This window comes from Microcystis sp. LSC13-02 (assembly GCA_002282935.1).
Classification (GTDB): Bacteria; Cyanobacteriota; Cyanobacteriia; order Cyanobacteriales; family Microcystaceae; genus Microcystis.
This window is the reverse complement of the sequence record MTBT01000074.1, coordinates 1-16,322: the sequence shown is the minus strand read 5'-3', so window position 1 is coordinate 16,322 and position 16,322 is coordinate 1. Positions and strand designations below refer to the sequence as shown.

The following is a 16,322-nucleotide window of genomic DNA, read 5'->3' as shown; positions in this document are numbered from 1 at the left end:
AAATTAAGTTTACTCTTGCAGTCTTTGCTCAATTTCTTGAGCGATTTGGCTTAATAAAGGTTTACACTTTTTATGCCAGTGTGCTGTGATCGTACCATAGGGAATCCCTAAATCATCAGCGATCGCCTGCCAAGGGACAGGGGGATCACTGAGTTCGCGTTTCTGTAACAGCCAATGACAGTTACACTCAGAACATTTGGTTGAATAGCAGTTTTTAAGTCGATTTTTCGGGTCTTGTTGAAGATACTGCCAAACTTCCAGTCCCAAACGTTGTCGTCGTTGCTGTTGTGCTTGTTCGATAAGACTATCGATGGTGTTAAGAGTTGCCTCAGAGTGATTATACTCCAGTAAATCAAGAAAGGTTGTATTCTCCTTATCACTAATATATCGGTCTAGGGAGAAGATGTTATGCCGACGGGCTTCTCTTAATCTATCTTTCGGTTTATAATACAGCCTTAGTTGATAGTTGATCCAATTGGTTAAGCTGTTGATATAGTTGTTGAGGTCAGGCTGAAATGTCTCACAAATTCGATGGCAAGTCTCTAAGAGAGTATCATTAAGAATTTCCTCAAAGTCTTGAGACACTGAACTTTGTTCCGAGGTGTGATTACGAGTTAAATTAGGTAGGTTTTGAATCGCTCGTAATAGTTGATAAGTAGCGATCTTGTGAGCAGGGGTATTCGGTTGTTGAGAACAAAGGTTTTCAACTAAAAATTGTAACTGTCGATCACTTATGGGTTTTTGTCTAGTCATCGTTTCTGAAAAAACATAAACATCAAAAAGTTGAATAGATTCAAAAAAGGGGATTTTGAAGATTAAAAAATCATTGATTGTGACGCTGTTTTTGCAAGTTCTCAATCATTGGATCAAGATTACTTAAAGTCAACCCATCTTCTAGATTTTTTATTAAAGATAAAAAGTGAGTATCTTCATTATCATCAATTCCTGTATAGTTTTCTAGAAAAATAGCTTTGCTTACTTTTTTGATCAGCATTTCTACTTTTTCTTCAGGATTATAATTCCATCTCAGGTTTTGGTTAATCCAATCAGTGAGAGACTGAACATAATCAGTTTCGTCAGCATCAAAAAATTGGCAAATTGTTTGTATGATTGCCATCAGTTCATTATTTAACGCTGTCTTAAACTTGGACACAAAATCATAAAATCGTCGATCTGATAGTTGATAACTATGGTTTAAATTAGGGAGACGACGAATTTCACGCAATAGCTGACAAGCAAGAATATTTCTTTGGGGAGTGTCGGGGTATTGCTGACAAAAAGCTTCTACTAACGATTTTAATTCCTCGTTAGAAAGGTGAGTATAATTTCTGTAAGGGTAATCAACTTGACTCGGATTTCTTTCTTCTAGACATTGCTTTATTTCTGAAGATGAGGTAACAACATTAGCTAACTCTACTGCTTGAAGTGTCTCTTTAGTTAAGATAGTATCGGTTAAGTTACTATTCGTTAAATCAGAACCTCTTAAATCGACTCCTGTTAAATTAGCACCTGTTAAGTCACTATTGGTTGAATTTACCTGTCGTAAATTACTATTGCTTAAATTGGCATTTTTAAGATTAGCTTGATCTAACCGACAAAGATGAAGATCGGCTCCACTTAAATCAGCATTTTCTAGGTTAAATTGACTTAAATTTCCCCCAGTAAAATATGTCTTAGGATCAAGTCCTAATATTTCAGTTAGTTCGTTAAAATCATCGGTATCTTCGGCGATCGCTTTTTCAATACGCGCAACAAGTTCCCTTCCTTCATCCTCATGAGGAACAGAGTTTGACATAGCTTAAATAGTCTCCTGTCAGTGTTTTTAGTTTTTCCTGGATAAGATCAGGGAACAAAAACCGTTGTATGATCAAAGGTAAATTTTGTGGTGGAATCGGTTGATTATTTTTATGGGTAATAACTAATCCATCCGAATCAACTCTAAATTTACCATGAATTTCACTCTGAGAAGCAGTTATCTCAACAATTCCTAACATTGTGTCAAATTTGCCATTAAAAACTAATTTACCGTCTGGGTTTGGCTTTTGTGCTGTAAATGTAATACGAGGATTAGTTTCACTCCCGTTCATGTCTGCTTGGGTGAGTTCATCAATATCTTCTTCTTCACCCCCCTGTGTTCCTCCCCAATTAATGGTTAGTCCCGCTTTAGTTTCTTTATCCGATGCGGAGACATTAAAATTTGCTTCAGCTTTTTTTGACCAATTTTTCTTGCGTTTTCTTGTTACATATTCATGAATCTTCGGCACTAAAATCCAAGTTTTTCTGGGCAAATTACAACCGACAAAGTACAATTCTAAATAACCTTCTTTAATGCCAAATTTCCAATTCGCTCCATTACATGAGATTTCATCAAGTCTGAGGTGAATTAATAGATATAGTTCATACTTTCTTGATGAAGAATCCTTGAAAGAAAGTAACTGCTTCAGCTGCTTTAATATATCTTTATCTTCTGATTGAATTAAGTCGGGGGATAATTCAAACCAAATTAAGTTTTCTCGTCTATGTGGTTGAGATTCAGATTCTACTGGTCTAAAAGTCATATAACGGTGTGCAGTCGTATGAGGTACAGTGTCACGAGCTATAAACCATGCTAGGCAAAGCTTGGTTTGTATCTCACTCAAGCGCTTACCGCTATAAAAGGTAAGAGATGCTTTAGGAGTATTCCCAAATATGTAAATGATTTAAGCTGAATAAGTCAAGATCAATTTACATTTTGTAACCTAGTTAGCCAATATTGACATAAGTACCTATTCGGATCCTCTCGACTTTGTGTGATAATTTTTGCTTATGGAATCGTAAAATGTTTACTGAGCGAGACTTTTAGGACTATTTGACGTTCGGACGTTCGGCGATGCTCAGTAGAGCCATCGAGCTGCGGAAGAAACTATCAGTATAGATATCGTTGGCACACAGAAACCAGAAGAGCCATACTGTCACTTAAAGCTCAAATCTGATAACTGATAGCTGTCTCCCGTCCCCTGTCTCGAGTAAGAAATTAATTTTGCACACCACTTATTACCCCAAGTCCTAATTAAAAAGGAATTCCCGCATCTTTAAACAAATTTTCCAATGATTGAGCCAAATCTGAACGATTTTGTTGTCTATAACAATAGAACGCCTTTTTATATGCACCTAATACCCCTTGAACATCTTGAATTTCTCCGTCAGGTTTTCTCCGATGAAACAAAACCCAACCTAAATTATGATAGGCTTCTGCGTAGTCGATATTTAAAGCAATTGCTTGTTCTAATTGTTTTTTTGCTTGTTCCCACTGCTGATTTCTCCCTAATATTGTCCCTAGTCGATAATGAAGAAAGGGGAATTGAGCAATTTTCTGAATACAAATTTCATACATTTGCGCCGCCTCTGTGATATTATTTGCGTACTCATGAGCGATCGCCGTATTAATTAAAACCCATGCTTGGGGGTTGGAATCTTGACTTGCTTGCTGAAAATAGGTGATTGCTTCTACTAATTGCCCTAAGTTAACTTTTTGCCATCCTTTATACCCTAAAACAAAGGAATGATCAGGATTTTGCTGTAAACATTTCTCAATGTGGTTATTAAGACTACTTCCTGTAATTTTATGGGTAACTCTTGATAAAGCAGTAATCAAATAAGGGTAAACCCATCGCTGAATTTCTTGATTTTGGTTTAAACTTGCTTGATAAATGGCTTTAGTAGCACTGGGGATCACCGCAGGTTCATTAACTCGTTGTGGCTTATATTTTTTTTGTTGAAAGAGAATCCATGCTTGAATTCCTAAAGCAAAAGAGCAATTTTCATCAATTTCTAAGGCTTTTTTAACAAATACTTCTGCTTGTCCCCAATTATTGGTTTTTCCTAAAGACCAAGCGTAATTAGCTAAAATCCATACTTGATCTGGACATAAATTAGTAGCTTTTTGCAAGTTTTTTACCGCTTCTAACCAATTACCTTGACGACAATTAACTAACCCTAAAATACCATATCCTCTGCCATCATTAGGGTTTAATTGAATCGCAGTTTGTGCGGCAGTTTCTGCCTGTGCATCATTCAAATAAATAGATAATAAAGCATATTCAAGAGCAGTGTTTTTATTATTGGAATCTTCCCTTAAACAACGTTGATAAGCACGAGAAGCTTCTGATAATTTTCCCGCTTTAACTAAATTTTTTGCTTCTTTTTGTGAGGGAGAAATTAAGTTACCATTGAGTGCATCAATCAGATCATCGGCTATTTGAAAACGTTCTTTAACGTTCATTTTCAGGCCAATTAAAATCACTTGTTCCATCAATTCACTAATATTAGGATTGAGTTGACGAGGTGGAATTAAGGAATCTGGTGGTGTACTTCTTTGAACCGCATCAACGGGTAACTGTCCGGTTAAAAGTTCATAGATTGATGCACAAAAAGCATAAAAATCTGTCGCAGGATAACGTTTACTTGTCAAGCTATACTGCTCAAAAGGTGCATAACCCGGAGTGACAATTCGGGTCATTTCTCTGGTTTGTCCTGCAATAAACTCTCTGGCGGCGCCAAAGTCAATTAATATGGCGTTATCCTGACCATCAATTAATATATTTTCTGGTTTTATATCCCGATGTTGAAAGTTCTGTGAGTGGACAACTTTTAAAGCTTCTGCAATTTGTAAAAAATATCTTTTGACTTTATTTTCGTCTAAAATTCCTGCTTCTTTAAGAATTTTAAAGAGAGATTTTCCAGAGATAAACTGCATAATAATATAAGCAGTATTGTTTTCTTCAAACCAATCATAAACTTGAGCAATGTTAGGATGTTTACATTGATATTGATTATAAGCTTCAGCAAAAAAGGCTTGAATTTGTTCTCTTTGTTGTTGTTGTGTTATGGTTGGAGACCATAACACTCTTGTTCTTTGTCTAGCAGCTTGTTCTGGCCATAATTCTTTGATAGCAACCTCTAGCTGAGAATTATTAGCTTTATAAATTCCTTTGTAAGTAATCCCAAACCCTCCTTGTCCTAATAAAGATTGAATTTCATAGTCACCATTTTTCAATAAACTCCCTGCTTGTAAATGCAAAAGAGAGGAGGAAACTATAGTGAGATTGTCATCTGTATCTTCCCAAGCATCTAAAGGTGCGCCACAGGTGATACATTCGGTAACGTGGTCGGGATTTTCAGCGAGACAGGTGGAACAAAGCATAATCTAACCTTCAATAAAAAGGACTAATTACCTGACTTAATTATACATTTTAAAGCTAAAAGAGTCGCATTGTCAGAAGCCCCTTTTTCTAGGACTTTTCTCAGGGTTAAATTAACAGTTTCTTGTAAAGAAACATGAGAATTACTAAAAATGTCTTGTAATTCTTTTTTAGAAACTAAATCCCACACTCCATCGGAACAAAGAAGCAAAATATCTTGATTCTCTAAGGATAAAACTAACTGTTGAGTCGTGACCGTTAAATTTTGAATATGACCCTCTCTTAAGGATTCTTTTGATCCTAAACATTTAAGAAGTACATTTCTGTCAGGATGATTTTCGGCTTCTTCTTCAGTAATTTCTCCATTATTTACCAAGACACCAACTAAAGAATGATCTTGACTTAATTGCTTAATTTTTCCCTGTCTTAATAAATAAATACGGCTATCTCCCACATGAGCGATCATTAATTGTTCATTGAGAGCTAAAATAAGACTTAGCGTTGTCCCTCCATTTTCAGCTTCTTTAGAGATAACTTGATGAGCTTTTGCACAGGTATCCATTAACCAGTTATTGCGTGTTTCTGAATATTTAAAATCAAGGGGAATTGGTTCTTTTAAAAAGGTTTCTATAGCGATTTTACTGGCAATTTCACCTTTAGCCATTCCTCCCATTCCATCAGCAACCATTCCGATAATAAGAGTTTCTTTATCATTAACTTGTTCGTATCTAATACCAAAATTATCCTCATTTTCTAGACGCTCTAAGGATAGTCCTACAGTAGATTTACTAGCAGTTTCCCAAATAATTTGATCTTGAAAAAATTCCCGACGCGCCTCTAACAATCCTTGACGCAATCCTGTTAACTTCAATCGTCTTTCGGGGAGAGGTGAAAGAACCTTTTTTAGTATTTGAAAGAAACGAGGAATCGGAGCAGGTTGAAGGTCTAAGTTATGTTCAAAATTGGGAACTTTCTGATGAATAATTTGATAAAGTAATGCACCGACTGTGTAACTACTCATTAAGGAATTAATGGCAGAACCAGTAGCTAATTCCGGCGCACAATATCCTCCACTTAACCCAAAATTTGGCTGTTCGCCAGTGGGAAAAATTTGGGTTAAATCATACAATTTTAAGCGGTCTTGAAATTCAATTAACAAGGGAACTAAATTAATCATATTCCAGTTTCTTTCGGCTAAATAAGAACAGCATTGACAGAGTTGAATAATGAGATTTAAACTTTGTGCATTCAAAGATTGTTCTTGATGGGCATAATTTTGCAATAATTGTTCTAAGGAAGCTTCCAAGTTAGGAAAATCCGTAAGTAATAAAATTTGTTCTGAGGGTTCGATGCGTTCATCCTCATAAATTTCATCAGGTAAGTAATTATAATTATCTTCCGAGTCTTCTTCTTTCAAGGTATCAGAATCAGAGTTTAAGCTGTCTTGGGTATCATTAGCAATGGGGTAATTTCGATCATTTTTTTGATGTTCAAAATCCTCGTTTTTAAGAGATGAATCCCTTAAACTATCATTTTCCTGATCAGTTATGCTTTTAACTCCTGAATCTAAATTATCTTCGGGGTTGCTATTATTTTCTGTTGTTCGTTCTACAGAACTCAATAAATTTTCTGAAGAAGTTGCTTGATCTAAATTTTCTTGAGAGGATAATCCTGCACTGTCAGAGGATATTACACCAGCTTTTGTGTTATGATTAACGATCACTGATTCTCTTTGTTCTTTAGCAATTAATGGCGCAATTAAACCATAATTATTTAGAGACTCCCTAAGGGTTAGCTCTCTTAGCAAACCACTATCTAATGAACCAACTCTTAAGAGTCCAAATTGTTCCAAAGAATCTTTTTTTTCGGGAGAACTTTCAATGGGTTCTGCTCGATTAATTTCTGATTCACTCTCGTTAAGATCAGGGTTTTTTTCAGCCTGAAAACTCACTTTAAAAGAATATATATTAGGTGTAAAACATCCCAAGTAAGCAATGACCTTAAGCTGATAATTACTAAGTTGAAAATGAGTTTGTTCGGCAACATTAAGGGTTTCCATAAGCTTTTATGTCTGATAATTTAACACTATTAATAACATGCAAGTCAATTGATGAACAGTCACAAGCACTTAGGCTCGTTCTTCTATTTTTCTAATATTTATCCTCAATCTTTTCAGTAAGGGCGAAAGAAATCGCCCCCATTTTATCCCTCACCTATTAAGGATTTTGAAATTGAAAGACAAGATTAGCAAAAGCAATCGTATCCCCTGAATTAATGGGAGTTGGTGACATAATTCTGGCACCAAATTTTGCCTGTCCCAATGTTTTAATATAAGTCCCATTAGTCGAACTATCTTTAATCATCCAAACCCCATTTTCATAGGTAATCTCAGCATGATGTTGGGACACTTTATCACTATTAGCACATGAATCTAAATCAATTTCTACTGGATTCCCCGGTGTAAAAATACCAATCACTGCGCTATTATAAATCTTAAATTCGGCAGTGGGTGCATTAAACAGAGGAATTAAACGCGCAGTGGCCATTGCACCTATGGGAGAGGGAGATGTCACCTGCATCGGTGCTGTCATTACTTGAGGGGTCGGTATTACTTGTGTAGGAGGAGTGAGAGGTTGAGGGGTCGGTATTACTTGTGTAGGAGGAGTGAGAGGTTGAGGGGTCGGTATTACTTGTGTAGGAGGAGTAAATGAGGAAGAAGGAGATGAAGTAGGAGTGACGGGGGGAGTATTTCCTAATTCTGCACCACAGGTTTCGCAAAATTCAGCGTCTGGGGGGTTTCCTTCATAGCCACAGGTGGGACATTCGATAGACATGGTTGATTCTCCTTAAAAATGACGATATTTGACAGATTAACAAGGTTAGAAAAGAGTTCAAGACATTTGAAGATAAAGTCGGCATTACCTCAAAATAACGGCAAAAATGAACTTTAAAGCATTTCTTTCAAGTTTGTGCTTGAATCAGCCTAAGTTCCTGTGATATTACGAATAGTTTCATCTAGAGATGATTGTTCATCTATATCTCCCTCCATTTTGATGGTTTTACCTCTTGACCCCATTTTGACGGTTTTACGGGTATTAGAGGAAATTTTACGAGTTTTTCGCAGTTCATCACTGGCTTGGTTAAGGGATGCTAACATATCATCATTCCCTATTTTTACGGTTAAGCGTCGAGCCGTTTCTAGGAGTTGTTCTGCTTTATTTGGGTCTTTATCGGCAATTTTGGTCGCATCTGAGGCTAATTGGGCAATATTGCGCTGTTGCACATACCCCATAACTTCTTGATTCACTTGTGCAACAGTTCCCTGACCTGCTAAAAATTGTACTACAATATTAAGAGGCGGTTGCTCTCCGCGGCGATTTAAGCCAGGAATATCATAAGTTAAGCCAATTTGTGCGATTCTTGCCCTAGAACTGGTACGACTATCAATGGTAAATTCTAAAATGTAAATGGTGTCATCTCCTGCTGCCGCATTACCGATGGGATAAGGGGGATTTAAGAGCGGATATTCGGCTTGATCTGGATAAACACGGGTGATTTTAGCTAATTTTACCCCTTTGACCGTTTGAATGTCTAATTTAATATTATTAATTACCTCATTTTGCGCTTGTTGATAAGCTTGAATAATATAACTAGGAAAGTCAGTAATTAAAATTTGATGGGGTAAGTCTTTTTGAGGAACAACATGGCCAAATTGTCCACCTGTATTGTTACTAATATCATCTAATAGATGCTCATTATAATCGCCAACCCCTAGGGCCGTAATTGGAATATTACACTGAGCAAAATCATTGGCTAATTGACGGCAATCTTCTTCACCTATGGTTTGACCATCGGTAAATATTAACGCTCTACGGGAAGTCATCCCTTGATTACCAATAATCCCTAACACCTGATCCATTCCTCTACTTAAAACAGTTCCTCCACTAAATTTAGTTAGTTGATCAATAGCCGATTCAATCGTTTGAATTTGGGTTGCAGGGGTTAAATTAATTAAAGTAGAAGCTTGGTCATCAAAACGAACTAAAGCAATGCGATCTTCTTGAGTTAAACGACCTGAATGTAATAGTTTTTTCAGGGATTGAATCACTACTTCTAGTTTGGTCATTCCCCCCACATTTTCATACATAGAGCCACTGGTATCAATCAGAAAAGCAAAGGTGGTAGAGGGCCGACTTTGAGCTGCTTCTGCTTGGGGTTTAATTTTCATCATTAAAAAGAGTCGCTGGTCTGGAGTGTCAGCAGGTAAAAAATCTCGATGAGGGGTTAAAGATACGGTTAACATTTGTTTTTTCTCCAAAAGAGTAAAGTTGCTAAGGGGTGTAAATATCCTCTAAAGACGGTAACATTCCAAAAGTTGGCTCAATTCCTGTTAATTCTGGATCAAATAAGTCAGGAAATTCTTGATTACCATTATCTTGAAAGTTTTCGAGATTGGTTTCAAAAAGTGAGGGTAGATTCAGTCTAATACTGGTGTAGCGGTAACCTTCTTGAATATCTTCTATCCAAGCGTTAATGATTTGGTTAAGGTGATGCTCTCGAATGGCACATAAACTTTGTTGTTGTAAGGTATCTTGTAACTCTTGACGAATTTCTGGGGTAAATATTTCTTGAGGATTATCCTCATAATGGGGGTGTAAATCTAAAGAATACTGATAACCTTCCGGTGGAGAACTTTGGGTGTGTAATGATAGGATATATTTAACCATACAGCAGCTACCATAAAATTAATACAGGGGAAAATAAGTTTACTATCAACATTTTAACATAGAATTGTTATTTTACAAAGAAATTTAATTAATTTTAATTTTTCTCAATCCCGATTAAATATCGTCCTAAGAGAACTTAGCGATTAGACAGATTCAGAGAGAAGATTTCTAGATAGAGACGTTAATTAAGAGGAAGAAATGATGTCTTTCGATTGGACTTCCAGACGAATTTCTCCAAACTTACGAGTGTCCCCATTCTCTAAGGGATGAATGAGTTTTTTCATTCCTTTTGCCTGAGCATAATCAGCATTATATTCCATAATCATCTCTTCTCCCTGTTGAAAAATTTTGGCGGTTTCTGGATAAAATCCTTCGGCTTTACTGAGGGGAATATGAGCATTTTGATGACTTCCTAAAATAATGGGAGTATCCCCTAAAGAAAGAGTAGTGGTTTCCTTTTCATGCCAATGAATCAGTAAATAGGCTTTACGACTTAATTGTTCGAGTAAAGCGATCATTAAGCCAATAAAAAAGCCTAAAATCACTCCGCCTAATAATCTACCACCGATTTCCCCGATTAAAGGCGACAGTAATAAAAAACCTGCTGCTCCCATTCCCCCTCCAATTGTGCCACCTTGTACGCCGCGAATCCTCCTTAAATTAGGAACAAAAAAGGACATTCCCCCACCGAGCAATCCACCTAATAACATCCATCCCACAATTCTCCCTAAAAGAATAAGGAAGGAAAGACTAGAAATCGGGGTAAAAATTAACTGTCCGACTGCTCCGGCAATAATTCCAGCGATGACACTGCCAAATGTGCCTTGAAAACCTTCGGATATCCCTAAAAGACGACGACGCAAATAGGCATTTTGCCCCATTATTAAGGCTAAAGCAATACCAATGGCTAAAATTCCCGTCCAAACCGATGTCACCATCAATAATCGCTCTCGATCTTCTGTGGCATAATTTTGATTACTTTGTAAACTTTGTAAAGTGGTTTGAGCAATGGTTTCACCCAGTAAGGGTAAGATTTTTGAAAATCCTTGTCTTCCCGATGCGGTTTCACCCAATAAAAAGACTTCTCCGGGGTTATTTGCCTGTAATTGACGATAAATAGCTTGATCACTCGGTTGTATAACTAAGTGAAGTTGGTTAATGTTATGAGTCTGTAAACTTGTCTTAACCCCATCTAAAGATTTCATCGTTAAATCAGGAACTTGAGGAGGAGCATCCGTGATCAGAAGGATAACTTTAGTCGAATCTGAGCGAAAAGGCTGATTTGCTGCTAAATTTAAAGCATCTAAACTGCTTTCTGGCTCATCTCCTCCGCCGACTTGTTGAATTTCCGCCACTTTTTGCCTAAATAAGGTCGGATCTGCGGTAAAAACTCCCTCGGGAAAGCTTAAAATCTGGCTTTCTTCCCCATATAAGCGATCGCCAAAGGCAATTAATCCGATTTTTGCATCTAGCTTTTGGCTGCTTAATTCTTGGGAAAACTGCTGAATTCCTTCTTTTACGCCATTTATCTCCTCATTCATACTTCCAGTGACATCTAAAACAAAGAGTATATCTACTTTAGGAATAGAGGGAGTGACAGGGGTAATAGCAGGGGGTAAGGCAAAATGAAGGAAAATTTCACCAAAAAGAGAAGCAATTAAGCAACCTCCCGCACCCCATAACCCAAAGAGCAGGGGTTTACTGATTTTTCTCGTTCGCTTCTGTCTTAAGCTAGTCATAGGCTGTTTTTGATCACTTTACTTCTCTATATCGTGACTTAGAGGAGAAGTTATGCAGAAGATCAACAAGCTTAGGCTTTAATTGCCAAAAATAGTCTTTTTAGACTTAATTTAAGATTAATTGATGATAAATAGCTCAAAAAAGGGTTATTTTTGGTTTCACTGGTTATTTGAGCTAGTTTCCTCAGTTATTCAAGATAAACCATAAATCTTCACAAAAATTTACAAATCAGATGGCATAACCGCTTTAACTCAAGACGAATAGATCAGAAGTAGTCAATAAAACCAGATTTAGTCTGAACGCAAGCCTTACGCCCCTACAATAAATAATGTGTCTCATAGAATCGTAAACTGCTGTAAGTTTGCGATTCAAATCCACTGACATAGCATAAAACAGAGGATGTATGACGAATCATAATTAAGACAGATTCGCCAGAGGTGATCGAATGGGAGAATTAATTGGCTTTATCATCGGGATTTTGTTCCTCTGTATCATTATCGATATGATGTTCATGGGACAATTGGGATTAACTGGCGGATTTATCGGTTTATTGATGCAAATCTTGATCTCAGTCTTCCAAGCGGTAATTCAGGTAGCTATGCAGTTGATCGGGGTATTTGTCCCCATTTTAGTACAAATTACAGGAAATGTTCTTAAATGTACGGCACAGGGATTAGGATGGACATTAAATCAAGGGTTTAAAGGCGGAAATCGTCTCCTATTCGCAAAAAAATTGCTAATTTTGGGGCCAGGAGAATCCTTGAAACCGGGTGTTAGTTACAATGAACTTTATGATTACTCGCAAACTGCTAATAAACAAGAAGCTAGTAATTTAGCGTTAGGAAATGCCAATAATGGCGACTTTTGGCTCGGAAATTACGTCGAAATTAGTAATAATAGCTGTAATCGTCGTCGGGATGTTTGGCTTCCCCATGACTATCTTCATCAACACTTATTAATTGTTGGCGCAACAGGGGCAGGAAAAACGGAATTTTTGCTTAAATCTGCTGAAAATTTAATGAATATTAGTAATTTAATCGTGGTGGATGCGGCGGGATTTTTAAGCGATCGCCTGTTCCCTATGACACAAAAAACCGGCTCTCGTTTGATGACGTGGGATATCAGCAATCGGAATCATCGAATTGTCTGGAATTTCCTAGAAGAATTGGAAAAATACGGTACAGAACAGGAAATTAGAGCATTAGCTGAGGCTTTATATGGCGATATCAATGATAATGATCAAAATGCTGCTTTTTGGGTGAGAGATATTGGCTGGTTAACCGCTATTTTAGGAGTGGTTGTCAGCGCACGCAAGCAAAATATTGTCAAAATTAAACCGAGTGAATTACCCGAATTATTAATAGATCGAAATGGAATGAGAGCGTTATTACAACATTGTTTCCCCAATCCTTCTATTATGGCACAATGGGAAGCTAAGTTATCTTATTTAAGTTTACCTGACGATCGTTTTGGCTTAGATATTAGTTTTTTATTGAATAAATTAACACCTTTTCAAGATAGAGATGTTAAGGCGATTTGTGACGGAAAAAGTGATCTTTATTTATTATCAAGTTTTAATGGCAAGAATCGTCATACATTAGTCATTGGTCAAAGTTTAGCCGATGGAAAATTTGGTTCAGCTTTGGCTGCGGTTATGATTCGTTATTTAATGAATGTGATGTATCGTCGTTTAAGAAACCCTCAACATAACTGGATACCCACTTATTTTATCTGTGATGAAGCAGCACGATTAAAGAATCTTGATTATGAAGAATTAACCGCCATTGGACGCAATGCTAAAGCAGGAGTTGTCCTGATGTGTCAACACATTGATCAATTTTCTGATAAAACTTTACCTGCTTTAAATAATTGTCGAACTCAGATATTTTTACAAGGAGTTAGTCATAAAACGGCTGAATGGTTAAGTCAACAATTAGGAGAATATTCTCGTCAAATAATTACAATGGTAAATCAAGGTGTAGTCGGCGCAAATCCCTTTGGTCAAAGAAATGTAGGATTTGAAAGAGTTCCCATTTTAGGTATTAGAGAGATTACCTCTCATCCCTATGCTAAACTCAGAAGTAATCGCAGTGCTATTGTTAGAATTAATGCGTCTAATAGTCCAGTAACTAAACCTTTTTTAACTGATTATTCTGTTAAGTAAAAGACGAAAATAGTAGAATAAGCTTCTAGCTTATGACAGGTAAGATGTCTGTACTACTGAAATATTTTTAGTAATTGTAGTGTTATTATTAAAGGTGCTGGGGTTAATCGTCTAGTTATTCAACCTTTTTTAACGCATTATTTATGTGAGGTAAATGTTATGACTAATATCATCGGTATAGGTTCTCATGCAGCAGGATTAAGCACTTATCTTGCGACTTTAGCTTATCATCAAAAACATCAGGTAAAATCTAAAAAGGTCTTATCTTGTCAAGTAACACCGATTAACAAGTATACAAAACAATTGAGTAATTACGCAGAAAATATTTTAAAAAAGCAAGTGATGTTAGAACCAACAAAATTATACCATAGCTTTTGGCATACTCCTTCCTATATTTTTACTATTACTCTCGAAATAAAAGGATTATTTTGGGCTAAAAATACAGAGGAAGTTTCATTTCAAATCTACGATATGCCAGATAATCTTTTGATAGATATTAGAGAGTTTTCATCATCTCATAGCTTCACAGAATATTATGATGGTTTATTTAGTGATATAGGTGGATATTTCTTACCAATAGGTGGAACATCTCATCGAGAAGATGAGGTATATGCTAAGTCTCTAGAAAAATTTACTACAGATTTAACACAGCGTAACCCGCAAGGTTGTCGTATCGCTTTTACTGTCACGAAATGTGATTTATCAGAACTTTGGGTTAATCGAGATGATCCTCGTGGTATGGTACAAAGACGCTTTCCTAAAATGTATGAAATTCTAGAAAATTGGACTCAGGAGGACAAGGGAAAAGTCGAATATTTCACCACTTCATCCTTCGGAGTATTTGGTAAATATTGTGAACCAAATTCAATTATTCAATCAGAAAGTGGGAGAGCATGTGCCGTGATTAGAAATCCTCAAGAATGGCAACCTTTTGGACTAATTGAACCCTTATATTGGTTATGTACGGGTAAAATGCTATAATTATTGTAGGAAAAACTCATCTTGATTGAGGGTTTACAACAGGGAGGTTAAACAAGTGAATCAAATTATTTGTATCGGCGATCGCTTTGCAGGAAAAACACACCTTTGTCTAGAAATTCTGAATCCTGATGGTCATTATATCAAAGTTGTAGAACCCGATTATAAATTTGTGAAATCTTTTATACTTGACGATAGAGGAATTACAATAGCAGGAGCAATGGGATGCATACATATAAACTTTAAGGCTGATTTACCAACTGGTCTTCAAACAATTGACTTAGATATAATTGATACATTAGGAGAAATTTGGCGAAAATCTTGGCAAGATGGTAATGATAAGAGGTGGCAAGAAACATTAAATAAAATTCAGACAGCAGATGCGGTTTTAGTTATTTTAGAACCTTATCGAGAGATTATTAATCCTGAAAAAGACAATCTAGATCATTTTATTACTCGTCAACAATGGATCAAAAAATTTGAAAAATGGGTTGACTTTTTGCTCAAAGAATGCTCTCAAGTTTCTCACTTATTAATCTGTTTAAATAAAGTGGATCTCTGTCTGATTAATCTCAGAGAAGAAGCTAAAAAACTAGCTTATGCTCCCCATTATCAACCCCTTAATTGGCAAGAAAAAGACAATTATGTTTATCATCGTTATTTTACCCCCGTACAGTCTCAAATTCAACGACTAAATCAGCATCGAGAAAATGCTGCACGTTTCTTTGTTACTAGCATTTATCAGCGAGATTTACTAGAACTTCCGTTAATTTATATCAGTAGTTACGTTTTGGCTGCAAGCATTGCCTTCCCAGATGAACTTCCCCTCTCCTAGCCGTCACTTGACCTGACAGTATATATTAATAAAAGCAACAAATACCGTACAGGTACAACAAAGTATGCAGCAAATCCTAGAATTATTGGCGGAAAAATATCCCCGTTTTAGGCGAAAAATGTCGCTGTTTTGCCCTAGATTTAATTGGTTTTGGCGGTTCCGACAAACCCGAACCAAAAAACCAGATCGATTACACTTTCGAGACTTGGGGGGCGCAAATTGCCGATTTTTGTCGGGAAGTGGTGGGGGAACCTGCTTTTTTGGCGGGTAATTCCATCGGTTGTGTGGCCATTATGCAGGCTGCCGTCGATTATCCCGATTTTGTCCTTGGGGTGGTGGCGATTAATTGTTCCCTCAGACTACTGCACGAAAGAAAACGGGGGGAATTACCCTGGTATCGTCGTTTAGGTGCGGATTTTGCCCAAATAATTCTCAAAAATAAGGCAATTGGGGCTTTTTTATTCCAACAGATCGCTCAACCCCAGACAGTGCGTACAATTCTCCTGCAAGCTTATCGGCGCTCCGAAGCAGTCTCTCGACACAATATATCATGCTCTGGCAAAAAGTAAGCGTTCAGGGGGTGGTCAGCAGCAATTCTCATTTTTAGACACAGCAAGCATTTCAGGGATTTAAAGCACATTTTAAAGGGGGATTTTTGAGCAATCTTCGATGTACTATGATGCCAAAAGCCCGAAGAC

Annotated in this window: 12 protein-coding genes and 1 pseudogene; 4 read left to right on the top strand and 9 right to left on the bottom strand. The window is 36.8% G+C overall.

The genetic code is table 11. The features are described from left to right. Positions 1–9: 9 nt before the first annotated feature. The 9 genes from BGL89_RS04495 to BGL89_RS04455 all read right to left on the bottom strand — a co-directional run bounded on the left by BGL89_RS04495 (position 10) and on the right by BGL89_RS04455 (position 11,646). A complete protein-coding gene (locus BGL89_RS04495) occupies positions 10–753 on the bottom strand; it encodes a hypothetical protein (RefSeq protein WP_286824644.1) in 744 nt (247 codons plus the stop codon). Between the two features lie 70 nt (positions 754–823). Beyond that, entirely contained in the window at positions 824–1,795 is a 972-nt protein-coding gene (locus BGL89_RS04490; protein ID WP_286824643.1) for a pentapeptide repeat-containing protein, read from the bottom strand. Further along, entirely contained in the window at positions 1,773–2,639 is an 867-nt protein-coding gene (locus tag BGL89_RS04485; protein WP_286824642.1) for a hypothetical protein, read from the bottom strand. The genes BGL89_RS04490 and BGL89_RS04485 overlap by 23 nt, the downstream gene beginning before the upstream one ends. Before the next feature lie 410 nt (positions 2,640–3,049). Continuing rightward, positions 3,050–5,182 carry a protein kinase domain-containing protein gene (locus BGL89_RS04480; RefSeq protein ID WP_286824641.1) on the bottom strand — a complete coding sequence of 711 codons (2,133 nt, stop codon included), beginning with the start codon at positions 5,180–5,182 and terminating at the stop codon, positions 3,050–3,052. Between the two features lie 23 nt (positions 5,183–5,205). Then, positions 5,206–7,239, bottom strand: coding sequence for a PP2C family protein-serine/threonine phosphatase (locus tag BGL89_RS04475; protein ID WP_286824640.1), 2,034 nt, complete (start codon positions 7,237–7,239; stop codon positions 5,206–5,208). Between the two features lie 157 nt (positions 7,240–7,396). Further along, positions 7,397–8,014 (bottom strand): double zinc ribbon and FHA domain-containing protein, encoded by a 618-nt coding sequence (locus BGL89_RS04470; protein WP_286824639.1) that lies wholly within the window; start codon positions 8,012–8,014, stop codon positions 7,397–7,399. A gap of 149 nt (positions 8,015–8,163) precedes the next feature. Continuing rightward, on the bottom strand, positions 8,164–9,483 hold the full coding sequence (locus BGL89_RS04465) for a vWA domain-containing protein (RefSeq protein WP_286824638.1): 1,320 nt from the start codon (positions 9,481–9,483) through the stop codon (positions 8,164–8,166). Positions 9,484–9,511: 28 nt separating this feature from the next. Further along, positions 9,512–9,907: a hypothetical protein gene (locus BGL89_RS04460; RefSeq protein WP_286824637.1), complete on the bottom strand. Its 396-nt coding sequence runs from the start codon at positions 9,905–9,907 to the stop codon at positions 9,512–9,514. A gap of 185 nt (positions 9,908–10,092) precedes the next feature. Continuing rightward, positions 10,093–11,646, bottom strand: a complete 1,554-nt coding sequence (locus tag BGL89_RS04455; RefSeq protein ID WP_286824636.1) for a vWA domain-containing protein — start codon at positions 11,644–11,646, stop codon at positions 10,093–10,095. A gap of 446 nt (positions 11,647–12,092) precedes the next feature. Between BGL89_RS04455 and BGL89_RS04450 the strand changes: the two genes are divergently transcribed. From BGL89_RS04450 to BGL89_RS04435, 4 genes and pseudogenes are all read left to right on the top strand, one after another. Continuing rightward, a complete protein-coding gene (locus tag BGL89_RS04450) occupies positions 12,093–13,811 on the top strand; it encodes a type IV secretory system conjugative DNA transfer family protein (protein ID WP_286824635.1) in 1,719 nt (572 codons plus the stop codon). Between the two features lie 159 nt (positions 13,812–13,970). Then, entirely contained in the window at positions 13,971–14,792 is an 822-nt protein-coding gene (locus BGL89_RS04445) for a hypothetical protein (protein WP_286824634.1), read from the top strand. Positions 14,793–14,847: 55 nt separating this feature from the next. Then, entirely contained in the window at positions 14,848–15,624 is a 777-nt protein-coding gene (locus BGL89_RS04440; RefSeq protein ID WP_286824633.1) for a hypothetical protein, read from the top strand. 83 nt (positions 15,625–15,707) lie between these two features. Further along, a pseudogene (locus BGL89_RS04435) lies at positions 15,708–16,160 on the top strand (alpha/beta fold hydrolase); the annotation flags it as partial. Positions 16,161–16,322 lie beyond the last annotated feature (162 nt).